Consider the following 25,070-nt stretch of genomic DNA (forward strand, 5'->3'; position numbering starts at 1 on the left):
TGCGATTCTTCACGTTGTGCGGATCAGGGATAAACATTGAATTTAAAATATTTTTTGGTGAGCTGGTCATAAGTCCCGTTTTTATGAATCTCCGCCAGTGCCGCATTAATCATCTTCAGGTTTGCCTCATCTCCTTTGCGTAGCGCGATACCCACGCCATCACCAAAAATCACTTTATCCACCAGGGTCCCTTTGATGGCGTACGGCTTGCCTTCGGCTGAGGTCAGGAATCCCTGTTCAGCAGAGACCGCATTGGCCAGGCTGCCATCAAGACGCCCGGCGACCAGATCCGGATAAACTTCCATCTGGTTAGGATAGGAGATGACTTTAACGCCCTCCGGCTCCCATTTGGTTTTGGCATAGGTTTCCTGGATGGTGCCCTGTGCCACACCGATCGTCTTACCGCGCAATGAGGCAACATCGGTCGTCAGCGTGCTGGCAGCCGGTGCCAGTAAAGCACTGGGCGTGTTGTACAACATATCGCTGAAAGCCACCTGCTGACGACGCTTATCGGTCATCGACATCGCTGACAGGATGGCATCAAATTTCTTCGCCTGAAGGGCAGGGATGCTGCTATCAAAACCCATTTGCACCCACTGGCACTTCACCTTTGCCTGAACGCAGATGGCATTGCCCAGATCAACATCAAAGCCCTGCAATGATCCATCAGCCGCCTTGAATTCAAACGGTGGGAACGTAGGGTCAACGCCAAAGCGCAGGGTCTGCTGCGCCAGTGCCGCGTGACTAACTGTTGTGAGCGAAAACAGTAATGCGAGGGATAAGCTCTTTTTCATGTTTTAATTCCCGGATGCAAATGAATTTAAGCGCGACATTCAAATTTAATAACATGCGACCTGTTTTCCTGCCAGCGAATAAACCGCAATCATCCAGATTAAAATCTTATGTTATTAAGGTACTGTGCGAATTATTTATACGGCGTTAATTTTTACTTAATACTGTGCATCAAATGACTGAGCCATACCAGGGTGTGGCGCAGGTCCGGGCCTGAAGCCGCAGGCGCTGGGGATGGGATAACAAGACAAGCCCCAGCGCCAGTTTTTAGATTATCGCGCAGCAGTGATTTATCATGACAGGGAATTAAGTAATGCGCCTGCGTTAAACTGAATTGTCATTAGCCAGACAGTAAATATTTACCTTCCCGCCCTGCATAAAATAAAGTTTATGGGATTTAAATCAGTTGAGATAAATTAACGCTTAGCCCATCAGAATAATGTGATGGATGCGCTTATTTTCTGCTGTACAGCGCTAAACGTTCATGCAGGAAATCTATAAACGCGCGTACTTTTTCTGGCACATGACGAGTATTAGGGTAGAGCGCGTAAATTCCCTGACGGGGGAATTGATGATCGGGCAGTAGCCGTACTAATCCACCTTTATCAATCTCATCCTGCACCAGCCAGGCGGGCAGAATCGCCACGCCAGCACCGGCTAAAGCAAAAGCGAGTAAAGAAGAGGCACTGTCAGCCGTGATCATGGCAGGCTGAAATGCGCTCATCAGCACAGACTCGCCTTCGGGCGTGATCACCTGCCAGCTGAGTGGCGTCGATAAACGGCTATGCGCAATCCATTTTGCTGACGCGAGATGTGAAAGATCCCGGATAGACGCTTCATTCAGGCTGTTGAGATAACAAGGTGCAGCGACCGCCAGGATATCAAACTGATCGATAAGGCGGGCGTGATGACTGGAATCGGCAAGATGCCCAAGTCGTATCGCCACATCAAAGCGGCCGGCAATCAGGTCGTCGTTTTTTGATGATGAGACGTGATGTATGCGTAACTGTGGGTGTTGGGCTGCAAAGCCAGCCAGGGCAGGGACGATCACACGAGCGCCATATTCCAGAGTGGTTGTGATCCGGAGTGTCCCGCTTAATCCAGCGTGATCACTTCTCACATCCTCTAATACGCTTTCCGCATCCTGAAGAAGCTGAAGGCAACGATGATAAAATCTTTCACCCGTATCCGTGGCTGAAACACGTCTGGTGCTCCTGATGAGTAACGAGACACCCAGCTCCTCTTCGAGATGTTTAATATTGAAACTCACAACGGCTTTAGTTAACCCGAGTGTCTGAGCTGCACCTGTGAAACTGCCTGCCTCGACTACCGCGACAAAGATCCCCAGCCGTTGCATATTGATCATCGTGAACTCCGTTAACGACATCTCATTGTCAAAATATCTTTGACAGTGTAACAACGGAAAGTGAATTTATCCCGATAATTTAAGCACCTATACTGCGCGCCTTACGCTGATCTGTCTGGGAAAAAAATGAGCTATCGTGTGCGCGTAGCCAGTGTCTATTTGCTGGGGTTTTTTGTTGATCTGGTCAACATGTTTATCGCCAATGTTGCTTATCCAGAGATTGGCAGACATTTTGATGCCCCCGTTAGCCAGCTGGCATGGATCAGTAATGGCTACATCTTAGGCCTGACGCTGGTCATACCGCTCAGTAGCTGGCTGGTACGGCGCATGGGCGCAAAACGTCTGTTCATGCTCTCACTTCTTATTTTCATTGCGGGCACCTGTGGTGTGGGGGCATCAGCGTCAGTTTCTCAGCTCATCGCCTTCCGATGGATACAGGGCATCGGCGGCGGACTGTTGATCCCCATCGGTCAGACGATGACCTATGCGTTATACAGAAGCAATGAACGTGCGAAGTTATCGTCAGTCGTGATGTTGATTGCATTGCTGGCACCCGCCTTGTCGCCAGCTGTTGGTGGAATAGTGGTTGAGAGCCTTAGCTGGCGCTGGGTTTTTCTTGTGAGCCTGCCGCTCGCGGTTGCGGCATTGCTGCTGGCGGGATGCTGGCTCAAAGCAGACAAACCGGCGAACTCATCTGACCCGCTGGACCTGGTGGGTTTAGTCAGTGGTTGTGCCGCGCTCACGCTGATCCTTCTCGGACTGACATACCTGGGCGATGCTGACAGGCTTTATCAGGGGGCGATGATGCTGCTTGCTGGCGTCCTTACTCTGGCGGGCTATGTGTGGGACGCACTTCGAAAAAGCCATCCACTCATTAACCTGCATCTGATAAAGGATCCGCTCTTACACACCGCAATGCTGATCTATCAGTTTATACCAGGCGTGTTCACCGGCGTCAGTATGATCACTATGCTATACCTGCAAAATCAATTAGGTATGCATGCCAGCATTGTCGGCGCGCTCATGCTGCCATGGTCTCTGGCTTCCTTTGCGGCAATTAGTCTGACAGGTAAGACGTTCAACCTCTGGGGACCACGCCCGCTATTTATCACCGGCTGTCTGTTTCAGGCGCTGGGTATTGGCCTGCTGGCGCTGACTGGCCAGACATCGGACACCTTAGTCTTTGTACTTGCTTTCGCCTTGATGGGATTTGGCGGCAGCCTGTGCAGCAGCACGGCCCAGAGTTCTGCTTTTATTCACATCACCGACAGCGAACTTGCTGATGCCAGCGCACTCTGGAATATCAATCGCCAGCTCAGTTTTTGTCTCGGCGTTACGCTGGTCAGCCTGCTATTCAATCTGATTGCGAATAGCGGCATGCCTGAAGAACACGCTTATCACCTCTGTTTTGTTATAGCGGCATTCAGCGCTGTGATTCCGCTTCTGTGCTGTTTACGCATTTCAAATCAGAAGGTTATTTCTATGCTTAAAAGGGACCAAAAATGAACCGTTATTTTAAGGAAGTACTGGACGCCCACGAATTGATTCGCAACTGGCTGGGTAACAAAGAAGCACATGATGAGGTTTGTGAGGAACTTTTAGCGCGTTTTAGTCCTGCATATTCCATGGTGACACCGGGCGGTGCCTTACTGGATTTCACGACACTAAATGGGTTTTTCCGCACTCAGCGCGGTGCACGTCCGGGTTTAGCGATTGATATCTGCGACATGCAGATGGTTGCTGAGAGTGAAGGAAACGCCACTGTGGTATATAAGGAGTTGCAGCAGCTTCCGGGTCAGGAGGCCACGCTGCGGTTTTCTACGGTTGTGTTCGAGGTAAATGATGCTGGCAAGGTTTTGTGGCGACATCTGCACGAGACTTCATTGCCGCAGTGATAGAGGCTGTCGATTCGCAGTGTGTCAGGGCGCGACGGGCTGAGAGCAACAGCGTGCAGGCTGAACCGCGTTTCTTAAACCAGCGATGATTGCCGCTGTCTATCCTGAACCGATCGCCGTGAGAGATACAGCGGTGGTGAGGCGACGGCTTTATTGATCGCGAAAATCCCGCACCAGAGGCCGTCATACAGGGGCTTCAGCAGGTTGTCTGAAGCGCCCGAATAAGGTTAGCTTAGAGCTTTAGCCTCTATGTTACCGCATTACCTAAAGTGCGCATAATCTATCTTATGTTAAATTAACACTAACGAAGTCATCCCCTCTTATCCTGTCTGCTGCTAATCAGTTTGATAGTGCTGAAATAATGGCGAAATCTCGCTTTATGGAAGCACCAGCTCCGCATTTGACGCCCCCTGTCAAACAAGACAACCCGCGGGCAATTGTGTAATCATTCAGGAAATTTGCTGCTCTGGTTCTGCACCCATGCTCTCAGTGCCTTTTCCTGTCATTACACTTCTTTCTCTGCTGTTGCTGATGGCAACAATCTATTCCGGAAAACAACGTAACAACGGCACGCTGCGTTTTCTTTCTGCCTGCATCGTTCTTATTTCGATTAATACGATCCGCTGGGAGTATGACTCTGAGATTTTGAGAAATGTGCAGAGTGTGTTTGCAATGCTTTTACCTGCCATTGCATGGCACAGTTTCGTCCCGCTAAGTGAAGAAAGACGTAAACATGACTTACTGATTTTGCTTGTACCCGCAATAGTATCGCTAGTGATCAGGCTGGTATGGGCACCTGCTACTGACTTCATCCTCAGTATGCTTTTTTTCAGCTATGGATTCGCCCTGCTAAAAAAAGCAGTGATTAGTGGAAAACCTATAAGGCTCAATACTCTGGGCGCAATAGCTCAGCATCATACTTTGACTTTTTTCGCAGGCGGCTTTCTGTGTCTCTCCGCGCTGACAGACCTTCTCATTGCAACTGACTTTGGTATCAGCGGTGGAAAACATGCCACTTCGATCATCCTCATCACTCAACTTGCGCTCTTGCCCATTGTCGGCACGATTATTTTCGGCTTTTTAAACTCATCCCAGCGCTTTGAACCTGTTATCGGGCAAAAAACAGACAAGATCGATGATCAAGCTCCAGCGGCAGATATGACTGAGTTATATATGATGCTCGAAAAACAGGTCCATGAAACAGAGCTCTACCTGAATCCCGATTTGACGCTTGCTCTACTGGCAAGGAAAACCGGCATACCCGCCCGTAATTTCTCTGCAGCCGTTAACTCGGTTAAACAGTGTAATGTATCGCAGTGGATCAATGGTTTCAGGGTTGAACGGGCAAAAGAGCTACTGCTTAACACTTCTTTGCCCGTTACTCATATCATGCTGGAGTGCGGATTCATGACTAAGTCTAATTTCAATCGTGAATTCCAGCGCCTTTCAGGCCTCTCCCCTAGTCTATTTCGTCAGCAGGCGCGTGATAACTCAGTGCAGAATCCAGAAAAAGTGTGATTTTAGTCGTTATCAGTTGATGTAGTTCTGATCGGCTAGCACCCTTGTCGTCCTGACAAACAATGCCATCGCCCGGCGTTTCATCGTCAATAAGTTTCTCTGCACCTGGTTTACATAACTGCATAAAACTGAAATGAGTCGCCCCCTTGATGATACTGAATTGTCGCAATGATCCGCGCATTTTATCAGCAAGATACTCAGATTCCTCAGAAGCAGGCAACTGACCCAGCTTGTCATTACTGGCCGCGAGAATAAGCACGGGTATGTTAATTTTGCTCAGGCTAGCAGGGGTAAAACCTGGCGCTAATCCAGCATCAAGTGACACGACGGCTTTGATTCTTGTATCAAGATTGTCAGATGACAAAAGTTTATGCGCAGTAACGTCATCTATTCCAAGTTTGGTCGTCAGCTTACAGTCACCGCGAAGGACATGCTGCTGACAGTCATTCAGGAACAACGAAGGATCAAAACGCGCTCCAGCCAGCGACATGACTGTCCAGCCTCCAAGAGAATGCCCAATAGCCGCAATGCGCTTATCATCTACTGCGCCAGATAAGTCAGAAGATCGACCGACGAAATCAATTACCCGGGATATTTCACCAGGACGACGCCATAGTTTTCTGGTGTCTTCAGGATTCTGATTAAAGATTGTCGTACCGGGGTGATCAGGCGCAGCCACAATGTATCCCTGAGCGGCCAACGCTGCAGCAAGCCAGGAAAGATTTTTCCAGCTTCCATTAAATCCATGTGAAATCACTACAAGTGGATGCGTTCCCGAAACGGGTGTGGCGTTACGGATAATCTCAACGCCGACAAAAGCGACATTTTCTCCAACAGTTTCACTTACTCCATTCTGAATCGCCGGGTACCACACCGCTACTTTCAGAGGATCTCCCTTGGTGTCTGACACTGTCATCTGGCGAAAACCCGGGGATGCCTGGACCTGCCAGCAGAAAAGTAATACCGATGCTGCTATAAACACTGTTCTGAACATCATTGATGCCTTGCTGTGATAAATGAAGACCTGTTTGTAATCTGCCACAACGTACGAATGCGTCCTCTTACACGATCCAGGTCTTCAAATTTGCAAAATCAGTGATTATTTATCCGTCTGCTTCAGTTTTATGGTGCCGCTCACGACCAGCAATATCCATGGCGCGGCAGCCTGTAAGTCATAAAATCCGTTCTCAAATCTAAAAAAAATCCCGACACGCGACTTCACGTCATCGGGATTTCATTCATTCCAGTTACTCTTTCGCTATCGGCGTCTCGCTTACATCAATCTTAGTTTCGCCCTGAATGCCCTTAATGCGTTTCTCAACGTCATTAACCTGCTCGCTGCTGTGCAGCAAGGTGTACGTCAGATCAAATGTTGTGCTCGCACCCGGCTGCAGCTGCTTCACACGTTTTTGTTCACGTTCAATGGTGACCGGATAGGCGTAACTGGTACCAGGTTCGATGCCGGTCACGTAGCCCTGTTTCAGGGTGTCGGTATTTTTCCATAAGGTCAGCATCGGGAGCTGACGCGTATCGAACTGAATGGATGCGCCTCTGTTGCCCGCTTTATTTATCACCGCAGCGACGGTCTGATGATTGCTGTCTGAAAGTGGCTTGATGTTGAACACCATCTCATCGAAGTCTTTGGTCGGACCTTTATAGGTCTGCCACTCTTTTAACCCGGCTTTCGCGTAGTCATTGAATGGGCTGATGCCGGACATCGGCGCCAGGAAGCGTGCGCCCTCTTCCAGAATCGGTTTGCCGAAGTTGCTGTGATAGATGATCTGGTAATCGTGCGGATAGTCGGCGTGGTTGGTTAACACATCATGCAGGCTGAAACTGTTGCTGCCTGGCACGTAACGCAGCTCGGTCATGGTCTGCAAATCAGCTTTCTTAAAGGTGCTCTCTTTAATCAGGCCGCGAATACGAATTTCGTGTGGTGCCGCATCTGCCACTTCAACTTCCAGCTGAGAAACCGGCGTATTCCCTGCTTTACCGTGCAGCGTATAGATTCGGCCTTCATCGGTGACCGGATGGCCGGTCCATTCGTAGCCGCAACGCACCATCATCTCGTTGAAACCATCCAGCCAGCCCAGACCGTTGCGGCTCTCAAGATTGATGTAGGCAGGATTGACGACCTCTTTAACCGGTGAATCCCAGCCCATGCGGGTGCCAAAGCCTTCAACACGCAGTAAGTTCATGCCACGTGTCGGGCTTAGCGTAATCGTCAGGCCATCCTCACTGTGGATCGTCAGAATTTTACTGCCTTCCTGCTTGCCGCCATGCAGGACTTTCTGCTCGATGCTGAACGGTTTGCTCTGAGACTTCAGCTCACTACTCGAAATCTTCCAGTTTCCTTGCTCAGTGCCCTGTTCAGCACTCGTCAGCACCCAGGTTTTCGCCGCTGCAGAGCCTGAAACCAGCACTGCCAGTACCGTTAACGCCAGTTTAATCTTCATCCTTCACCCCATTAGCTGAATCGTTTTTTCATTGCGTAAGGGAAATTTACTTAATGGGACTGAAGATAAACGTGATGATGCTCACCTGTTGAGAAAAGGCAGCGAGTTAGCCCTATTATTGTGGGCCAAATCACAGTGATTACGGCCAGAGAGGAATAAATACAGCGAACCAGGTGAAATTTGCTGACATTAGCTTTATTCGATTCAGCTCAAAAAGAGGGATCTGATAAAAGATGGCGGATGAAGCGCTATTTAAAAAATAATTTAAAAAAATCTTCAACCGCGCAACTTTTTCCATTTTTAAACGAACCTGTTATCAGGGACGTCAGACAACTCCGTCTGTTCGTCAATGGAGAGAGTAAAGCCAATGAAAAACACCCTGAAAACCCTGGCCGTCGCTACGCTGCTGGCACTGAGTGTTCCGGCAACATCTGCTTTTGCAGCGTTACAGGTCGGTGAAAAAGCGCCGGACTTTAAACTGGAAGCCGCGCTGGCCGGTAAATCGACCACCTTCTCATTGCAACAGGCGCTGCAGAAAGGCCCGGTTGTCCTCTACTTCTTCCCTGCTGCTTTCAGTGCAGGCTGTACGCTGGAAGCACACGATTTTGCTGAAGCGACCGATGAATTTAAAAAGCAGGGTGCGACAGTCATTGGCGTGACGGCGGGCAATACCGATCAGATTGCGAAATTCTCTCAGCTTGAATGCCGTGACAAATTCACCGTCGCAGCCGATCCCGGTGCCAAAGTGGCGGCAGAATATAAGAGCACCATGGAGATGAAAGGTCAGAAACTCTCAGACCGCACCTCTTACGTGATTGCGCCCGATGGCAAAATCCTGCTGAGCTTCACCGATAAAAATCCTGATACGCATATCCAGAAAGCGATGGATGCCGTTAAAAAATACCGTCAGGCCAATCCGGCATAACTTCATCTTCAGAGCAGGTACATCATGCTGACTGCGATTGCAGCCGCCTTCCTGGGCGGCATTATTCTGAACCTCATGCCCTGCGTGTTTCCGGTGATCTCGCTGAAAGCACTGAGCCTGATCCGCCATCACGAATCACCTTCCCACGCCAGAGCCGAAGGCCTGGCCTTTCTGCTGGGCGTAGTCGTGACGATGGTCGCTCTGACCGCAGTTCTGTTGCTGGCCAGGGCGGGCGGCGCATCGGTGGGCTGGGGATTCCAGCTGCAATCGCCGCTGGTCATCGCCGCGCTGATTCTGGTGATGCTTGGGTCGGCACTGAACCTGCTCGGTCTGTTTGAAGTAGGATTATCGGTACAGCGGGTTGGTGAAGTGGGAGGCGATCGCGGTGGTTTAGTCGGTTCAGCACTGACTGGCGCGCTGGCCATCATTGTCGCGACTCCCTGCAGCGCGCCCTTCATGGCCAGCGCGGTAGGCTATGCGCTTACCCAGCCTCCACTGATCAGTCTGGTGATCTTTATTTCACTGGCGCTGGGCTTTGCTGCGCCCTTCACCCTCATCTCATTCTTCCCGGTGCTGGCGCGAATTTTGCCAAAACCGGGTGCCTGGATGATCACCTTAAAGCAGGGGCTGGCGTTTCCCATGCTGGGCGCGGTGGGCTGGCTGATCTGGGTACTTGAACGTCAGGCGGGATCGGCGGCGCTGGCTGCCATTCTGGCCTGCTGTTTACTGTTTAGTTTCGCCGCCTGGCTGTATGGCATGGCGCAGAAACGCCGTATGATGGGACAGCGTCATTGGGTGCTGCATGTGGCGACCGCATTCTTCCTGGCGCTGGTCGTAGTGCCGTTACTGAACCTGAACAGGTTTGCCGAAGCTCCGGCTGAAACGGCAACCGCCTCACAGGCTGCCGCCGCTGTGGCCTGGTCGCCCCAGAACGTTGATGCCATCAAAGGTCAGGGCAAACCAATACTGGTGAACTTTACCGCATCATGGTGTATTACCTGCCAGGTTAACGATCGTACTTCGCTTTCGACGCAGGCGGTAAAAGCGGCGATGGCGCGAACCAACACCATTTATATGGTCGCGGATTCCACCAAATACAATCCCGATGTTGAACAGGCGCTGAGCGATTTCGGACGCGGTGGATTACCGCTCTACGTGGTCTATCCGGCTGACGGCGGTAAACCTGAGGTACTGCCGCAGGTGCTGACGCCTGGCATTGTGATTTCAGCGCTGAATCAGGCAACAGAAAAAGGAAATAAATCCTGAGATTACTGATGAAACGATTGCCTGGCGCGTGGTCAGGGCACGGCGACAGCGTGCTGAACTGCTGATGATCGATGCCAGAAACTGATCAACGCGCACAGCAGTGGCCAGCATTAATGGCCCGGGCGCAGGCGGGTGACAGAGCTGCCTATAACCAGTTACTGAAAGCGATGGTTCCGGCCATCCGGGCACTGGTATGCAAAAAAATCCGTGATGAGGGACTGGTCGAGGATGTGATTCAGGAGACGCTGCTGGCGATCCATCGGGTGCGGCATACCTACGATCCGCAGCGTCCGATACTCCCCTGGGTTGCTGCCATCGCCTCTGCCCGGGCCATAGATGCGCTGCGCCATCGCGGCCGTCGCCAGGAAGTACAGGATGAGGAAGAGCTGCAACGGCAACCCGCTGCAAGTGCAGAGTCCTCAGCCGATACGGATATCCTCTCCGGTTATCTGGATAACCTTCCGCTGCGCCAGCGAGAGATCGTCGAATCCGTGCATCTGCGCGAGCAGAGCCTGGCGCAGGCAGCAGCTGAAACCAATCAGTCGCTCTCTGCGGTTAAATCTCTGTTGCATCGCGCAATGGTCAACCTTCGTAAATATGGACGGGGTCATCATGAGAAATCATGACCAGTTAATTAATCAGCTCAGCGCGTCTGCCCAGCCGGTGCAGCGCGTCTGGCCCACGGCCTGGCGCGTTGCGGGCTGGATTGCCCTTGCCCTGCCCTGTGGCGCGCTGACCAGCTGGGCATTTCACAGCCGTTTCACCGACTGGTCTCAGCCTGGCGCGTTTTTCGCGCTGGTTGCCCTGCTGCTGTCACTCATCATCGCGGGCAGCACGCTGGCGGCAGCCTTTACGCTGAGTATTGCAGGCAGAAAACCGATCAGCCTGCGCTGGCCGCTGCTGATGGCGATGATGTGGCTGGGGCTGAATCTGATCAATATGTCATCTTCAGCACCGCCATCGGGCGCGAACCGGTTGGGTGAAGGGATGCACTGCTATCTGTTTATGCTGTCGGCCAGTGTCCCGATGATGCTGATGTCCGTGTTCGCCCTGCAGCGCACCCGATCCCTCTATCCGGCGCGCAGTCTGGCGCTGAGCGGCTGCGGCAGTGCGTTTACCTCATCGATGCTGCTGTCGTTGTGCCACGATACCCATCTGCACGCCATCGATTTTTCTATGCATCTGGCTGCGGGCATCACCATCGTGGCGCTGACGGTGCTGGCAGGCCGCCGCTGGGTCAGGCTGGGAGAGTAATGGCACGCCGCTTCCGTTCCTCCTGAAGATGACTCCGCGCCCCGTTCAATGAAATTCTGTCAGGAGCGCGGATTGGGTAATTTTATGCATTCTCCCCCGCGCGGCTACGGCCCAGATCCAGGGTCAGAGAGACCGCACCGACAACCAGCATCAGCGCCATAATAAGTGAAAACGAGAAAGCGAGATGTGTGTAATGCGCCACGTAGCCAATCACGGCTGGCCCGCTCAGGACCCCCAGATAGCCCAGAGTAGTAATGGCAGGCACGGCGACCGCCTGCGGCATCACCGTCTGACGTCCGGCGGCTGAGAACATTACCGGCACGATATTGGCGCAGCCTGCGCCGACCAGGGTGTAGCCCAGCAACGCCATCGGCCAGGAGGCGATAAAGGTCACCATCGCCATGCCAGCGGCGGCAATCAGTGCGCCGCCCAGCACAACCGGTAAACGTCCCAGCGATGAGATAATCCGATCCCCGGTCAGACGCGCCACGGTCATCGCAATGGCAAAGCAGGTATAGCCCAGTCCGCCCAGTGATGCCGGAATGGCCCGGACGTCGGTCAGATAGACAGCACTCCAGTCCAGCACGGTGCCTTCGGTCAGGAAGACGGCAAAGCAGATGATGCCGATAATCAGTACGCTGCCGCGCGGAACAGCAAACACCGGGCCTTCAGCGGGGTTCGCGTAGGTCAGTAAGCCCGATGCGCTGACCAGCGTCATGATAATCACCGCCGCGACCGCCAGCAAACAGCCGGTCAGCACGCTAAATCCCATCGCCAGCAGCAGCGTCATAAAGCCCGCGCCAGCAATGCCGCCCACGCTATACATGCCGTGAAAGCCTGACATGACTGGCTTTTCCGCCTGCTTCTCCACCAGGATCGCCTGGATGTTCATGGCGCAGTCGGTTACTCCGATGCCGACGCCAAAAACCAGCAACGCCAGCGCCAGCAACAGCGGGTCGCTGAGCACCGACAGCCATGGCGTACTGATGATGACCAGCGCGACAGCGACCAGAATCACCCGGCGGCAGCCAAAGCGGCTGGTCAGCCAGCCCGTCACCGGCATCGCAATCAGCGCGCCGACGCCAAGACAAAGCAGCAAGGTGCCGAGTTGCGCCTCATTAACGCCGGTATTGCCGCGGGCGAAAGGCACAATCACCGCCCAGGTCGCGGTTATAAATCCGGCTATAAAAAAGATGATGCGTGTTGCCAGCGTGGAAGAGACGTTATTAGCCATTGCATTCCTTTGAGGGATGTCGGGGAGAGCTGACAGGACCGAGAGATCGCTATTGACTCCCTGCCCGGCAGTGAACGATTATGCTCACTATAGCTCGATTGTGAATATTTTGAGGTTTATATGCTCGATTATGCAGCTTTCCCGCAGCAGCGACAAGCGCTGATTCGTGAGATATTGCAGGACAAAGGACGGGTGGTTTGCACTGACCTTGCAAGGCAATTGGCCGTGTCAGAGCACACTATCCGCCGCGATCTTCATGAACTCAGTAAAGAGGGTTTATGTAAAAAGGTCTATGGCGGTGCGGTGTTACAGCTTCAGGAGGCGGGCAGCTTTGTCAGCCGGAAAGCTCACGATCACGCAGCAAAAGCCCTGATCGCGCAGCGCTGTGCCAGCCTGGTGAAAACCAATAGCTGCATCTTTATTGATGCCGGTACAACCAATCTGGCGCTGGCACAGGCGCTATCACCAGATTTGAATATCACCGTCGTCACCAATGCACCCGATATTGCTGCGCTACTGATCAACCATCCTGCTGCGGAGGTGATTATGCTGGGCGGGCAGATACAGAAGAGCACCGGCGGCGCGGTCGGGCAAACCGCGATCAACCAGATCCAGGGGATTCTGTTTGATCAGGCGTTTATTGGCGGCTGTGCCATGAGCCCGGAGGCCGGTCTGACCGGTTTTAACTATGCGGATTGCGAATTTAAGAAAGTCGCTATGGCGCAAAGCAATCAGATCATTGTCGGGCTGACAGCGGATAAAATCCCCGCAGTAGCGCGATTCAGCGTGGCGAAATGCCGTGAAATCTCAACGCTCGTCGTCGAAGAGAAGCTCGATAAAGAACTGCTTGAGGCGTTTGAAGCGGAAGAGATAACGCTTATTACTGTCTGATACGGGGTGATGAAATAAATCGTGTCGCAGACGAACCCGATCAACGCACCCTGCCCTGGTTGTACTAATAGTCGACAAATCCGCACCCGATGCTGCCAAATCCCAGGCTTTGGCGTAGGCTGAAAGCTGGCTGGTTTCACTACACAGGAGATCACGATGCAAAATGAAATGACAGCACAATGCCACTGTGGCGCGGTGGCGTACCGGGTGACGCTGAAGGATGGATTTAATACGGTGCGCCGCTGCAACTGCTCGTTTTGCCGGATGCGCGGCGCGGTGGTGGTATTTGCGACAAAAGTGGAGCTGACCCGCGGTGAAGCGCAGCTCACAGAGTATCGTTTCAACAGCAAAGAGGTGGGCCACTACTTCTGTTCCGTTTGCGGCATTTACACCTTTCATCAGAGCCGCTCACAGCCCGATCAGTTCGGGGTGAATGTCGCCTGCCTTGAGGGGGTTTCGCCGTTTGATTTCACCGATGTCCCGGTCTCCGATGGTATCAATCATCCAAAAGATGGCGGCGCGGGCGGTGTAGCCGGTCATCTGATCTACACCCCCACGCAATCCTGAACGATCGCAGGCTGAACTACTCCCGTGTGGGCTTGCCACTGAAGCGGGTAATCGGCTTCTGCTCTTCACGGTCGATCTGTTGTGAGAAGACTTCAAGCGCCGCGAAGATGGGGCGCAGTCCGCGCCACAGATCCTCATCATTGAGTAACCGGATAATGCCGCGGATGCCCGGCGCAGCTTTTTCCTGACGGGCCTCATCGCGCGCCGGTTTAACGGCCATCGCGGCATCGCGAACGGCCAACAGCAGATGATTAAACCGTTCTGGCGGCACGCTGCCCAGCGTCATCATCAGTAGCGAGAGATTCTGTAGCGCGTTCTGCGTACCCGGCTGATTAAGGCCCGAGACCAGGATTTTCCCCACCTCGCTGTTTGATTTAACCAGGTCGTTCGCCAGCCGCAGAAAACCGTGCTGGTGAAGATTTTCGATTAGCTCATCCATCGCCTCCCGGGCGGTCGGCTCGGTAGGTGTCGGCGGGACCTGATATTTCATCCGTTCTGCCATTAGAATTTCTCCGGTTTTTCGACATGTTCAGGCGGCTCCCGATAGCCAGCCTGCTGCCATTTTTGCTCTATCGGCAGGTGATCCAGCGGCGTACGACTGCCGTGACGGAAGTTGTGTAGTGGCACCGGATTAGGCTGCGACCGGCGATCAACGCGCTTCATATTTACGGCAATCTCTTTATAAGCCGGTGTGTTGACGTCGGGATCATGATGTTCGCCGGTCAGGGCGTTGACGCCATCTTTGCCATGATGAATCGGCATAAACAGTACGTTTCCTGCCACACGCTCAGTGATCACGACAGGCACATCCAGCGATCCGCGCCGCGAGGTAATGCGTACCCACTCTCCTTCGTTCAGCGCGCGCTCGGCGGCCAGCTCCGGCGAGATCTCAACAAAGGCATTAGGCGACAGCGACATCATGCGGCCACCCTGCCCGGTCTGATTCATCGACTGGAAATGCTCCAGCATCCGGCCATTATTCAGCAGCAGATTATACTGTGAATCCTCCTGCTCCGCGGGCGGCTGCCAGCTCAGCGGATAGAGTCGCGCTTTGCCATCCGGAAAGTTAAACCGTTCCGTGTAGAGTCGCGGCGTGCTTTCGCCTGCGGCGCTGACGGGCCAGAGCTGGGACTGCCAGCCGACCAGTTGCTCATAGCTGACACCCGCGAAAACCTCTGCGATGCCTGCCGCTTCCGCCATAATCGCGCCTGGGTTCGGGTAATGCCACGGATGACCAAGACGGGCGGCGAGATCGGTAAAGATCTCCCAGTCGGGCCGACAATCACCCAGCGGCTTCATGGCGGGTGAAAAGTGCTGGATCCGCCGCTCGGTGTTCACAAAGGTGCCCTCCTTCTCCACGCTGGGCGCACCGGGCAGCACCACATCGGCAAATTCGGCAGTGCGTGACATGAAAATGTCCTGTACCACCATAAATTCCAGCTTGCTGAAGGCGGCATGCACTGAAGTGGCATCGGCATCCGCAAACGCCGTCTCTTCACCGGTGATATACATCGCACGAATTTTGCCTTCACCGGCCTGCTGCACCATTTTAAAATTATCTGCACCAGGCTGATCGGAAAGCGCTTCAGGCGAGACGCCCCAGGCGCGCGCCCATTTTTCGCGCACCGCTGGGTCAGTGACTTTTTCATAGCCGGGATAGAGATTACTGAGGCAGCCAAAGTCGCTGGCGCCCTGTACGTTGTTGTGTCCGCGCATCGGATAACCGCCGGTGCCAGGCCGGCCATAGTTGCCGGTGACCAGCAGCAGGTTCGACAGCGCCGTACTGGTGTCTGCCCCGTGGCTGTGCTGGGTAATTCCCATCGCCCACAACACACAGGCACTGCCCGCCTGGCCGATCATTTCCGCTGCTTCAATCAGTTCTGATTCACTCAGTCCACATGTCTCACTGGCAAAGGCCAGCGTAAAGGAAGCGAGTGAGGCGCGGTACTCATCAACCTGGTTGACCCGCTGGGCCAGAAAAGCCTCATCCGCATAACCGTGATCGAACATATATTTTGCCATCGCCGAGGCCCAGACCAGGTCAGTACCCGGTCGGATGCGCAGATAGCAGTCAGCACGTTCCGCCATTTCATGACGGCGCGGATCAACGACCAGCAGTTTCTGACCGCGATGTTTGTGGCTCTGTTTGATGTGTGAAGCAATCACCGGATGGTTCTCGGCCAGGTTGCTGCCGACCAGCACGATCAAATCGGTCTGTTGCAGATCCTCAATCGTCCCGGCATCTCCGCCGTAGCCCACCGTGCGGAACAGTCCTTCTGTGGCCGGGTTCTGACAATAGCGCGAGGAGTTATCAACGTTGTTGGTGCCAAAAATTAAACGGGCGATTTTTTGGGTCAGATAGGCTTCTTCATTGCTGGCCTTGCTGGAGCCGATAAAGCCAATCGCATCGCCTCCATAATTCTGAGCGATACCCTGTAATCCTTCGGCTACCCGCTGCAAAGCTTCATCCCAGCTGGCAGGCCGGAAGTGGCCATTCTCGCGGATCAACGGCGTAGTCAGGCGCTCAGGGCTGTTGACGAAGTCCCAGCCGAACTTACCTTTAACGCAGGTCGAGATGCCGTTGGCCGGGGCTTCGGCGACCGGCTGAACTTTCAGGATATGGCGGTCGCGGGTCCAGATCTCAAAGCTGCAGCCCACACCGCAATAGGTGCAAACGGTTTTGGTGCGTTTGATCTCCGACTGGCGCAGCGCCACATCGATTTTCGAAACGCCGGTAATCGGCTCCATGCCGATGCTGTTTTCCAGCGTTTTAACAAAGTCGATCAGCGGACGCTTCAGCCCTTCATCCATCGCGGTAAAGGGGCCTGCGTCTGGCTGCATGGTTTTTTCGAGCAGCGCATTGCACGGGCAAACTGTGACGCAATGTCCGCAGCTGACGCAGCTGGAACCGGCGATTTCCGTTCCGCCATCCCAGAGCACGCGAGGATGTGCCTGGGTGTAGTCAATCGACAGCGTCTCATTGACCTCGACATTCTGACACGCTTCGACACAGCGACCGCATAAGATGCATTGGTCAGGATCGTAGGTGTAAAACGGATTGGAATGATCTTTCGCGTAGGGCTTGGGCTCATGAGGATAGTACTGAATCGGAATGTGCATATCTGCCACGGCATTATGCAGCGTGCAGTCGCCGGTGTTGTGTTCACAGACGGTACAGTAAAGCTCATGACGATTGAGCAGCCGATCCATTCCCTCCTGCTGCGCGGCCTTAAGCGCACTGCCTTCACTCTGCACCTCCAGCCCCTCTTCAGTGCGGAGCGTGCACCCGCGAACCCGCTCTCCGTTGGCATCTACCCAGCAGACATCACAACTTTGCAGCGGCGGCAACGCCGGGTGGTAACAGACATGAGGTAGTTTTTTCCCTTGAGCATCCAGAAAATCGATTAGCGGTTGATCAGCTAACCCTTTTAACCGTTCACCATTGTAGATAATGGTGCAGTAATTTTGACTCATATAAGCCTCATGACGACATTGCGACGAGCTACCGAATGGAAAATCTCCCTCTATTTAAAGGGTTGCTTCACAAGCTTAGTGAGGATTAGCAGCCACGCCATGAATACCGCTACGCTTATCAAGGTTACTCGCTGACAGGTAAGGCTTTTTTAAATGTAATGACTTCTTACCGGGTAAAAACGGGTCAGGTTTTACCCGGCTAATCGTCAGAATCTGGCACAGAGGCTTCGCGTTGATAAGCATTGGCCGCACAATGGTGAAGTTTAGGGTTAATAACCAAACATAATGTATGTTGTAACTATATAACCAACTAGCTTATTTCGCTATAAGACGCAGGGTAAAGATCGGTACGCTTATCAATCCGTCGTTTTGCCCTTAGGCAAATTAATTATCAGGACCGCCGCGAGTTAACAGACTACTTCCGAATTAATTACGTACCGCCACTAACTTATTCCAGTACATATCAGGCTGAAACGATTTAATCTGGATAACGGGTTTATGGATTATTTTAGCTATTAAACGGGACTATTCTCCTGCCCGTGAGTGAGCGAACAATTTATGGCATAGCTATGTCGATCAAATGACAGTTATCAGCATTGACGGCCAGAACAGTGGCGCTCCACCCCAGAATTGACGCTCACATTTTAGTCATACCTATCAGCCATTTATCTTAATTTTAACAAGCTGATAATTATAAGATGATAATGATAACTGTTATGGTAATATCCTGTTAACCCTGCCCGACACTTTCTCATCAGGGCCTCTTTACGCGTCATGCTTAATTAAATTATCAGTAAATACCTGGCTGAAATGAGGTCCCTATGAATCCCATCGTTTATATCGTTGACGACGATGCTGCTGTGACTGCTGCACTGCGTAATCTGCTCACTGCCGACGATTACACGGTTATCTCTTTTTCTTCGGCTGATGATTTCCTGGCTCACGCTTTTACTCCCCTTCCCTGTTGCCTGATTCTGGATATTAATCTGCCTGGTGCAGATGGATTTGATGTCGCACAGGCATTGATCGATCGTGGCTACGCCATTCCCACTATCTTCTTAACCGGCTTCGGGACTATTCCGGTCACAGTGCGGGCGATGAAAACCGGTGCTTATGAGTTTCTGACTAAACCTGTCGATCCCGATCGTATTTTGCAGGCGGTTGCAGAAGCCTTACAGATCGCCGGGCAGAATATGGCCTCTTCCGAGGAGCGAAGGGAGATACTGGAGCGACATCAGACCCTGACACCGCGTGAAAGCGAGGTCATGCTGCTGGCGATTAGCGGCCTGCTGAATAAGCAGATTGCCGCCGAAATGGGCGTCAGTGAGATCACGGCAAAAGTCCACAAGCGGCGGGTGATGGAGAAGATGAAGGCACGGTCGCTCACCGATCTGGTGCGGGCGGCAGAGCGGCTCAATATTGATCATACCCGACGCCGCTAAGGCCAGGCAGACACCTGTCCTGAATACGATTATCCCAGTGGCAGAGTGAACCAGAAACGGCTGCCGCCTTCCGCCCTGTTCTCTGCGCCTAACTCACCACAATGCTTTTTGATAATCCCTTTGCTGATGGTTAATCCCATGCCCATGCCACTTTTCTTCGTGGTGTAGAACGACTCAAAAATCCGTTCACGCACGCCATCAGGTAAGCCGCAGCCGCTATCCAGCACCTCAAAACGCAGCGTGTCCGGCGTCGGGTTCTCTGACGTCAGCCGCAAAAGCGCCGCGCGCGGTAAATCGTCGGACATGGCATCGATGGCATTGATTACCAGATTCAGCAGCACCTGCTGAATCTGAACGCGGTCGCAATAGATATCCGCCTTTCCGGCCCTCAGTTTCAGCTCCAGCGAAATTCCGCGTCGCTCCAGCTCCACTCTGGAGAGCGCCAGGATATCGCGGGCGATCAGATGCAGGTTTTCCGAGGCAAAGCTCGATTCATGATTGCGGGTCAGCGCCTGCAGGCCACGAATTATCTCTCCGGCACGTTTTCCCTCTTTGATAATTTCATCCAGACTGCTGCTGGCATTCTCCAGCATGACCGGTTCACGCTTTAACCAGCGCAGGCTGGCACCGGCATTGGCCACGATCGACATCAGTGGCTGGTTAATTTCGTGGGCGATTGAGGCAGTCAGTTGCCCGACTGTGGTGGCGCGGGTTACACGGGCCAGATCCGCCTGTGCCATGCGCGCGGCATCTTCTGCCTGGCGCTGCAAGGTGATATCTGAAATGGTGCCGAAGTACTCTTTCACCTCGGGGAAGTTTTCTACCGGCTCTCCGATGCCTTTGATATAACGGCATTCACCATCCGGCCTGAGCACACGGAACTCAGCCTGCATACTACGTCCCTGACTGACGCTGTGCGTCACCAGTTCGCTGATGCACTCATAATCATCGGGATGAACGCGGGTCAGAAAATCTGCCATCGACAACCCTTTTTGATGGGCTGGCAGGCCCAGAATACGGCCATACTCTTCAGACACCATCATCATGTCCTCTGCCACTTCCCAGCGCCAGGTGCCGGTATGACTGATCTTCTCGCCGAGCATCAGTGAGGTTTTGCTGGCGCGCAGCTGCTTTTCAACCCGTCGCCGATGGTTGTTCTCCTCCAGCAGTTCAGCGTAGAGGCGCGCCGTCTCCAGCGAAACCGCCGCCTGAGCACTCAACGTTTTAACAATGTGGGAGTGCTCAGCCGTGAACGCATCGGGCATCAGGCGATTCTCCAGATAGAGCACCCCAACCATATTGGCCTGCCTGAACATCGGAACACATAACACCGCAGCGCCCGAGGCCACCAGGTAAGGATCCTGACTGAACGGACTGAACTCTTCCGGCTTGCCAGTACGTATCTCCTGACCGGTACGGATCACCGCGGCCAGTACCGATAGCGGCAGGTCAGTTGCGACGGGGCGCTCTTTGACAATCTGCACCCGCACGCCATCAGCCGTGCTTTCTGCCCAGGCCTGCGTTTCCGGAAGCGTACCATCCAGAATCCGGATAAGCCGACAGCGCTGGGCACCGGCCCGCTCCAGCAGGATGCGCATCAGGGTATGAATCAACCGATCAAGGTTGATCTCCTCCGTCAGGGCGCGCACGGCGGTCAGCACACTCTCCAGGTCGTAGAACGAGGCATCCTGCGTAAAGGGAATGGTCGCCACCGCACTGTTTTGCATCGCCGTGGTCAGATGCGGATAGTGCTGCTCAAGCTGGCGCACCATCGCCAGTGCGCCCCAGCTCTCCCAGCTTCTCATCGACGCTTTAACGTAGGCATCGGCGGCGGTATCTAGCTGTAATGATTTGCAGTAGCGGCCAGCCAGCTGATTCGCCAGCGCATGAATGTGCAGATATCCCCCCTGGCGGGAGAGACAGATCGCATTTTCATACTGTTTCAGCGCCTCGCCCGTGTTGCCCGCAAGACGGGCACACTCTGCCCTGAGCAGGGCATATTTATCAGCAAAGAGTCCGGGATTGAGGTCGGCCCAGCCCGCAAATTTGTCCAGATCGCAGCGCAGCGTGTTGCTGTCAGCCGCACCGGGCTGCAGGCTTAGCGATAGTGCGCTGTAAAAATGCATATCCATCAGGTAGATGTAAGCGGGCACTGCGCTGGTCAGCGGACGAATTTCTGCAAAACAGCGCAGCGCCTCCCGGTATTCTGCCGCAAAGAAATGTGCCATTCCCCGATACAACCCCGCCCAGAACAGCACCATCGCTTTTGGGCCAGAGATCACGCCCGGCTCGCTGCCCGCCACCATCGGCAAAGCGCCATCGCGATCGCCTGCCCTGAACCCGTTGCTGTTCCGCAGTTGCATCACCAGTTGCTTCTGCATGACCAGCACGTTTTCAACATCGGGATAAAAGGTTTTGCGGGTAAAAGCGAGTCCGCGCTCAATGGAGGTCATGACCGACTCCAGATGATCGCCGCGTGTCAGCGTGTTCATGATCTGATGACGCAACGAGAGGCAGGCAAAGGAACGGTCTCCGTGCATCACCGCGACGCGAAAACTTTCACGGGCACTTTCTACGGCGACATCCAGCGGCTGCGTCCAGATCCCCAGCTGATCCAGAGGCAGCAGCGTGCGGGCTTTATAGCGGGTAAAGTCATGCCGCTCCACCAGCTCACGGGCCACCCGACCACAGGCATAGCCAAAATGCCAGGCCTGATAGCGTTCGCTGATCAGCACGCTGAACCAGGCGAGACCAAACGCAGAAGCACCGGTCACGCCGTGATCCAGCGTCATCTCCAGCATCCGGCAGACCAGCAACAGATGCAGCTGCGGGCAGTCGTAGGCGGAGACAAAAATGGTGCTGGCCATCAGGTTCAGCACCGACTCAGTTTCCTGATCGGTGTTGCGTGGCAGTCGGGAAAAAGCCGCTTGCGGGGAATCGCCAATCCGCGCCCTGATCGCCTGCCAGGCGGCGTCAATCTCCGCGTCGTCCGGATCACGCCTCAGATGTACACCAAATACTGCCAGCCAGGCGAGCGCAGTTTCCAGCGCCAGATGGTTATCGGACTGGCGCATATGAATTTCGGCAGAGAGACAGGCTGCCATCGATTTTTCACTGAGCGTGCCTGGTTCACTCAGCAGTCGGGTACAGAGCTTTTGCGCGGTCGTCAGATTACCGTGCAGAAATTCGCACTCCGCCTCATCGATGCCCAGCATAAAGTCATTGCCGGTCACCATCCGCTGGCTGAGTTGCTGGGCGCTGCGCAGATAGCGCAGCGCCGAGAGATAATCTCCGGCACGTTTCGCTCCCTGCGCAGCACGTAAACAGAGGGGATAATAGCGTTCACGGTCTGCGACACTAAGCGGCAGTTCAGCAATCATGCCGATGTGATAAGCCGCGCGGAACAGCGTCTCACTGTGATCGGCATTTACAACCGCGGCCGACAGCCATGCCGCCGCCTGTTGATGAAGAGAGTGTTGCTGCCGGAGGTCGAGCAGTAAAAACGCCGCGTTATGCACCCGGTCATGGGTAAAGGCGTAGTTCCCGCCAGTCAGGGTTATAAAACGGCCGCTGACGGCAGGCTCAAGCTGCTGCTGAATCCGCGATAAGGACGTGGCGTTGATATGACTTAACAGCGACAGTTCACCGCTGGCCCCCAGACAGGCCAGCGAACCCAGCAGCTGGCGTGTTGCCTCCGGCATCCGCGCCAGCTGATTTAATACCAGCGTCGCCACATTGTCGGTGTACTGACGCGCAATCAGCGCCTGGCTGTCGTAATGCCACTTCAGCGGGTTCTGGCGATAGACAATCACCCCATCATCTACCGCCTGACGGAAGAACTCCTGCATCGAGAGCGGATTACCGCCGGTTTTCTCAAAGATAATCTGTGCCAGCTCACGATTGCCGCCGGGACGGGTATGCAGCATCCCCGCCAGCCAGCGGGTGATACTCTTAACGCTGAGCGGCTGCGGCGTCAGCGCCACGACCCGTGCCGCTGACGCTCTGAGGCGCAGAAGAAACCCGGCAATCATCGGACAGGGCATCGACTCACCCTCCCGGAAGGCGAGCACCAGCATAAAAGGCAGATGCTCATTACGGGTAATCAGATTTTCCAGCAGTTGCAGCGTGGCATTGTCTGCCCAGTGAACATCATCAATCAGCATCACCAGTGGACGGCCCGGCGTGGCAAAGGCCTGGATAAGCGCAGACGCCATCTGATTAAACTGCTCGCGGGCGTCCGGAGCATGGCGCACCACCGGCTGCACTGTCCGGATATTCAGCAGCTGTTTTAGTTCAGGCACCAGTTCAATGGCTAAATCGGTATAGCCACCCAGCAAGCGCAACAGGCGAACCCGCCATTTGCTTAGCTCCAGGGCTGACAATCCCAGCAGATAAAGCGTGACCGTGCGAAACGCTGAGGCGACTGCGGCATAAGGTGCGGCAGGCGAATGTTGATCGGCCTTGCTGGCGGCCAGCAGAATCTGACGGTGCTGCAGGGTTTTCAGGGCGGAAGCGATAATGGCGGACTTACCCGAGCCGGGCGCACCGCTCAGCATCACCAGGCTCTGCGTGCCGGTACGGTTGACTGCATCCAGCGTCGTCAGCAGCACGCGAGCCTGCGGATGTTGCGTGAACAGTGTCTCGGGCCGGAAACTGGTGCTGAACCGCTCCTGCAGACCGGGCGTGAACGGCGCAATAGTGTTTTCTGCGGTCAGCGTCGCCTGACAGCGGCGTAAATCAGCCATCAGCCCCTGCACGGTCTGATACCCGTCAGCAGGTGACTTTGCCAGCAGACGCAGCAGAATCACAGAGAGCATCGGCGGCACATCCTCTCTGACCTGTCCGGCTGGCCGGGGTGCACTGGCGATGTGATGATGAATCCACTCCGCCTCCCCCGCATCCGGTGAGCCAAACGGCAACTTACCGGTGAGATATTCATACAGCACGACACCCAGACTGTAGAGATCGCTGAGGCTACTGACCGGATGCGGCGTGCGGCCGGTATGTTCAGGTGACATATAGGCCAGCGTACCGCCAGAGACGCGCAGGCTGTTTTTTTCCGCCGATTGCGCTGCCAGCGAGGCGAGACCAAACCCGCCCAGCCGGAACCGGCCATCATCACTGATAAAAAAATGGCCTGGCTTGATATCCCCATGCACGATGCCCTGATGATGCGCCTGGCCGAGCGTGTAGCAAAGCTGCAATGCAACCTGCAGGAAGTCAGCGATTTTATCGGGAGGGGTCGCGAGGTTATTCGCCAGGCTGCGAAACGGAAACGTGGGGTAGATCAGCGCATAGCGGTTGAGGTAACGGGTGGTGCCCGTCGCGGTGATGGCCCAGCGGGGCGAAAGATAAGCGGCCAGCGCTCGTTCATTTTTCAGCCGCTGCGTCGCCTGAAACGTGACGTCGTCACTCTGTCCGGTGGCGATTATCAGTGACTCACCTGAGTGACGGCGCGCCAGCATCCAGAGCAGACAGCCATCCTGCGCCAGCGGCGTTAGCGTGTCGAAATCTTCAATCGCGATCCCTGCGTCGTCACTCTCCTGAAAATTAACCGAAAGCATGCTCATCAGCGCACCTTTCCCTGAGATAACTCGCAACGGATCAGTGTCAGCAGCGTATCAACATCAATCGGCTTTCGCAAAAAAGTCACGGCACCTAAGGCAATGGCATACCACAGGGTGGTCTCTTCCAGATCTGCCGAGATAAAAATCACCGGTGGCAGACCTGCCCGCTGTTTCAAAATAGTGAACAGCTCAAAGCCGGACATGCCCTTGAGTCCGACATCGATGATCAGCATGCCCACCTCTGAAAGCGCATCGTCATCGCTCAGCAGCGCCTCACCTGACTCAAATAATCGGGTCGAATAGCCGTCTGAATGCAACAGATTGCTGAGTCCACTGCGGACCGCGCGTTCATCATCCACAATGACAATACGCTGTGACAGCGCCATGCAGTTATCCTCTGAAACGCCTCATCGTACGGCACGC

Annotated in this window: 19 protein-coding genes; 10 read left to right on the forward strand and 9 right to left on the reverse strand. The window is 54.2% G+C overall.

From position 1 onward, the window contains the following. Positions 1-23: 23 nt before the first annotated feature. Entirely contained in the window at positions 24-794 is a 771-nt protein-coding gene (locus tag ACO6VX_RS10335) for an ABC transporter substrate-binding protein (RefSeq protein WP_045140108.1), read from the reverse strand. Positions 795-1,246: 452 nt separating this feature from the next. Beyond that, the gene (locus ACO6VX_RS10340; protein ID WP_122459806.1) at positions 1,247-2,158 is read right to left on the reverse strand and encodes a LysR family transcriptional regulator; all 912 of its coding nucleotides are present in this window, start codon (positions 2,156-2,158) and stop codon (positions 1,247-1,249) included. 126 nt (positions 2,159-2,284) lie between these two features. Between ACO6VX_RS10340 and ACO6VX_RS10345 the strand changes: the two genes are divergently transcribed. The 3 genes from ACO6VX_RS10345 to ACO6VX_RS10355 all read left to right on the forward strand — a co-directional run bounded on the left by ACO6VX_RS10345 (position 2,285) and on the right by ACO6VX_RS10355 (position 5,571). Continuing rightward, positions 2,285-3,664: an MFS transporter gene (locus tag ACO6VX_RS10345; protein ID WP_346551522.1), complete on the forward strand. Its 1,380-nt coding sequence runs from the start codon at positions 2,285-2,287 to the stop codon at positions 3,662-3,664. Further along, positions 3,661-4,053, forward strand: coding sequence for a DUF4440 domain-containing protein (locus ACO6VX_RS10350; protein WP_124890575.1), 393 nt, complete (start codon positions 3,661-3,663; stop codon positions 4,051-4,053). The genes ACO6VX_RS10345 and ACO6VX_RS10350 overlap by 4 nt, the downstream gene beginning before the upstream one ends. 480 nt (positions 4,054-4,533) lie before the next feature. Continuing rightward, positions 4,534-5,571, forward strand: coding sequence for a helix-turn-helix domain-containing protein (locus tag ACO6VX_RS10355; protein ID WP_397324616.1), 1,038 nt, complete (start codon positions 4,534-4,536; stop codon positions 5,569-5,571). On the opposite strand, the gene ACO6VX_RS10360 is transcribed toward ACO6VX_RS10355, so the two are convergent. Then, positions 5,513-6,568, reverse strand: coding sequence for an alpha/beta hydrolase family protein (locus ACO6VX_RS10360; protein ID WP_082787936.1), 1,056 nt, complete (start codon positions 6,566-6,568; stop codon positions 5,513-5,515). The two genes, ACO6VX_RS10355 and ACO6VX_RS10360, sit on opposite strands and share 59 nt — an antisense overlap. 250 nt (positions 6,569-6,818) lie before the next feature. After that, positions 6,819-8,027, reverse strand: a complete 1,209-nt coding sequence (locus ACO6VX_RS10365) for an aldose 1-epimerase family protein (RefSeq protein WP_422432106.1) — start codon at positions 8,025-8,027, stop codon at positions 6,819-6,821. A 367-nt stretch (positions 8,028-8,394) separates the two neighbouring features. Here ACO6VX_RS10365 and ACO6VX_RS10370 point away from each other — a divergent pair, with 367 nt between their 5' ends. From ACO6VX_RS10370 to ACO6VX_RS10385, 4 genes are all read left to right on the forward strand, one after another. After that, positions 8,395-8,952 carry a peroxiredoxin gene (locus tag ACO6VX_RS10370; protein ID WP_010670341.1) on the forward strand — a complete coding sequence of 186 codons (558 nt, stop codon included), beginning with the start codon at positions 8,395-8,397 and terminating at the stop codon, positions 8,950-8,952. 24 nt (positions 8,953-8,976) lie between these two features. Beyond that, positions 8,977-10,218 carry a protein-disulfide reductase DsbD family protein gene (locus ACO6VX_RS10375; RefSeq protein ID WP_010247150.1) on the forward strand — a complete coding sequence of 414 codons (1,242 nt, stop codon included), beginning with the start codon at positions 8,977-8,979 and terminating at the stop codon, positions 10,216-10,218. A 71-nt stretch (positions 10,219-10,289) separates the two neighbouring features. Next, positions 10,290-10,844 (forward strand): sigma-70 family RNA polymerase sigma factor, encoded by a 555-nt coding sequence (locus tag ACO6VX_RS10380; RefSeq protein ID WP_010247151.1) that lies wholly within the window; start codon positions 10,290-10,292, stop codon positions 10,842-10,844. Then, positions 10,831-11,472 carry an NrsF family protein gene (locus tag ACO6VX_RS10385; RefSeq protein ID WP_033780220.1) on the forward strand — a complete coding sequence of 214 codons (642 nt, stop codon included), beginning with the start codon at positions 10,831-10,833 and terminating at the stop codon, positions 11,470-11,472. The genes ACO6VX_RS10380 and ACO6VX_RS10385 overlap by 14 nt, the downstream gene beginning before the upstream one ends. Positions 11,473-11,554: 82 nt before the next feature. On the opposite strand, the gene ACO6VX_RS10390 is transcribed toward ACO6VX_RS10385, so the two are convergent. After that, the gene (locus tag ACO6VX_RS10390) at positions 11,555-12,706 is read right to left on the reverse strand and encodes an MFS transporter (RefSeq protein ID WP_050679360.1); all 1,152 of its coding nucleotides are present in this window, start codon (positions 12,704-12,706) and stop codon (positions 11,555-11,557) included. 120 nt (positions 12,707-12,826) lie between these two features. On the opposite strand from ACO6VX_RS10390, the gene ACO6VX_RS10395 reads away from it, so the two are divergent. Both ACO6VX_RS10395 and ACO6VX_RS10400 read left to right on the forward strand, forming a co-directional pair. Beyond that, positions 12,827-13,597, forward strand: a complete 771-nt coding sequence (locus tag ACO6VX_RS10395) for a DeoR/GlpR family DNA-binding transcription regulator (RefSeq protein WP_422432110.1) — start codon at positions 12,827-12,829, stop codon at positions 13,595-13,597. A gap of 156 nt (positions 13,598-13,753) precedes the next feature. Then, positions 13,754-14,164: a GFA family protein gene (locus tag ACO6VX_RS10400; RefSeq protein ID WP_033769017.1), complete on the forward strand. Its 411-nt coding sequence runs from the start codon at positions 13,754-13,756 to the stop codon at positions 14,162-14,164. Between the two features lie 16 nt (positions 14,165-14,180). Here the strand turns inward: ACO6VX_RS10400 and ACO6VX_RS10405 are convergent, their stop codons facing one another. Both ACO6VX_RS10405 and fdhF read right to left on the reverse strand, forming a co-directional pair. Beyond that, positions 14,181-14,666 (reverse strand): DUF1641 domain-containing protein, encoded by a 486-nt coding sequence (locus tag ACO6VX_RS10405; RefSeq protein WP_050679362.1) that lies wholly within the window; start codon positions 14,664-14,666, stop codon positions 14,181-14,183. Beyond that, positions 14,666-17,638 (reverse strand): formate dehydrogenase subunit alpha, encoded by a 2,973-nt coding sequence (fdhF, locus tag ACO6VX_RS10410; RefSeq protein WP_422432113.1) that lies wholly within the window; start codon positions 17,636-17,638, stop codon positions 14,666-14,668. Before fdhF ends, ACO6VX_RS10405 begins: the two co-directional genes overlap by 1 nt. Before the next feature lie 821 nt (positions 17,639-18,459). Between fdhF and ACO6VX_RS10415 the strand changes: the two genes are divergently transcribed. Beyond that, positions 18,460-19,080, forward strand: coding sequence for a response regulator transcription factor (locus tag ACO6VX_RS10415; protein ID WP_033760375.1), 621 nt, complete (start codon positions 18,460-18,462; stop codon positions 19,078-19,080). Between the two features lie 29 nt (positions 19,081-19,109). Here the strand turns inward: ACO6VX_RS10415 and ACO6VX_RS10420 are convergent, their stop codons facing one another. Together ACO6VX_RS10420 and ACO6VX_RS10425 are read right to left on the reverse strand one after the other, a co-directional pair. After that, positions 19,110-24,650 (reverse strand): AAA family ATPase, encoded by a 5,541-nt coding sequence (locus ACO6VX_RS10420; protein ID WP_422458107.1) that lies wholly within the window; start codon positions 24,648-24,650, stop codon positions 19,110-19,112. Beyond that, entirely contained in the window at positions 24,650-25,033 is a 384-nt protein-coding gene (locus tag ACO6VX_RS10425) for a response regulator transcription factor (protein WP_010670332.1), read from the reverse strand. Before ACO6VX_RS10425 ends, ACO6VX_RS10420 begins: the two co-directional genes overlap by 1 nt. Positions 25,034-25,070 lie beyond the last annotated feature (37 nt).

The organism is Pantoea sp. BJFS-204 (assembly GCF_049310725.1).
Lineage (GTDB): Bacteria > Pseudomonadota > Gammaproteobacteria > Enterobacterales > Enterobacteriaceae > Pantoea > Pantoea agglomerans.

Excerpts from the sequence above, each read along its gene's own strand:
- ACO6VX_RS10375 (WP_010247150.1), top strand. The coding sequence starts at position 8,977 with ATGCTGACTGCGATTGCAGCCGCCTTCCTGGGCGGCATTATTCTGAAC.
- ACO6VX_RS10380 (WP_010247151.1), top strand. The coding sequence starts at position 10,290 with ATGCCAGAAACTGATCAACGCGCACAGCAGTGGCCAGCATTAATGGCC.
- ACO6VX_RS10425 (WP_010670332.1), bottom strand. The coding sequence starts at position 25,033 with ATGGCGCTGTCACAGCGTATTGTCATTGTGGATGATGAACGCGCGGTC.
- ACO6VX_RS10405 (WP_050679362.1), bottom strand. The coding sequence starts at position 14,666 with ATGGCAGAACGGATGAAATATCAGGTCCCGCCGACACCTACCGAGCCG.
- ACO6VX_RS10400 (WP_033769017.1), top strand. The coding sequence starts at position 13,754 with ATGCAAAATGAAATGACAGCACAATGCCACTGTGGCGCGGTGGCGTAC.
- fdhF (WP_422432113.1), bottom strand. The coding sequence starts at position 17,638 with ATGAGTCAAAATTACTGCACCATTATCTACAATGGTGAACGGTTAAAA.
- ACO6VX_RS10370 (WP_010670341.1), top strand. The coding sequence starts at position 8,395 with ATGAAAAACACCCTGAAAACCCTGGCCGTCGCTACGCTGCTGGCACTG.
- ACO6VX_RS10360 (WP_082787936.1), bottom strand. The coding sequence starts at position 6,568 with ATGATGTTCAGAACAGTGTTTATAGCAGCATCGGTATTACTTTTCTGC.
- ACO6VX_RS10365 (WP_422432106.1), bottom strand. The coding sequence starts at position 8,027 with ATGAAGATTAAACTGGCGTTAACGGTACTGGCAGTGCTGGTTTCAGGC.
- ACO6VX_RS10340 (WP_122459806.1), bottom strand. The coding sequence starts at position 2,158 with ATGATCAATATGCAACGGCTGGGGATCTTTGTCGCGGTAGTCGAGGCA.
- ACO6VX_RS10420 (WP_422458107.1), bottom strand. The coding sequence starts at position 24,650 with ATGAGCATGCTTTCGGTTAATTTTCAGGAGAGTGACGACGCAGGGATC.
- ACO6VX_RS10385 (WP_033780220.1), top strand. The coding sequence starts at position 10,831 with ATGAGAAATCATGACCAGTTAATTAATCAGCTCAGCGCGTCTGCCCAG.
- ACO6VX_RS10335 (WP_045140108.1), bottom strand. The coding sequence starts at position 794 with ATGAAAAAGAGCTTATCCCTCGCATTACTGTTTTCGCTCACAACAGTT.
- ACO6VX_RS10415 (WP_033760375.1), top strand. The coding sequence starts at position 18,460 with ATGAATCCCATCGTTTATATCGTTGACGACGATGCTGCTGTGACTGCT.
- ACO6VX_RS10350 (WP_124890575.1), top strand. The coding sequence starts at position 3,661 with ATGAACCGTTATTTTAAGGAAGTACTGGACGCCCACGAATTGATTCGC.
- ACO6VX_RS10345 (WP_346551522.1), top strand. The coding sequence starts at position 2,285 with ATGAGCTATCGTGTGCGCGTAGCCAGTGTCTATTTGCTGGGGTTTTTT.
- ACO6VX_RS10390 (WP_050679360.1), bottom strand. The coding sequence starts at position 12,706 with ATGGCTAATAACGTCTCTTCCACGCTGGCAACACGCATCATCTTTTTT.
- ACO6VX_RS10395 (WP_422432110.1), top strand. The coding sequence starts at position 12,827 with ATGCTCGATTATGCAGCTTTCCCGCAGCAGCGACAAGCGCTGATTCGT.
- ACO6VX_RS10355 (WP_397324616.1), top strand. The coding sequence starts at position 4,534 with ATGCTCTCAGTGCCTTTTCCTGTCATTACACTTCTTTCTCTGCTGTTG.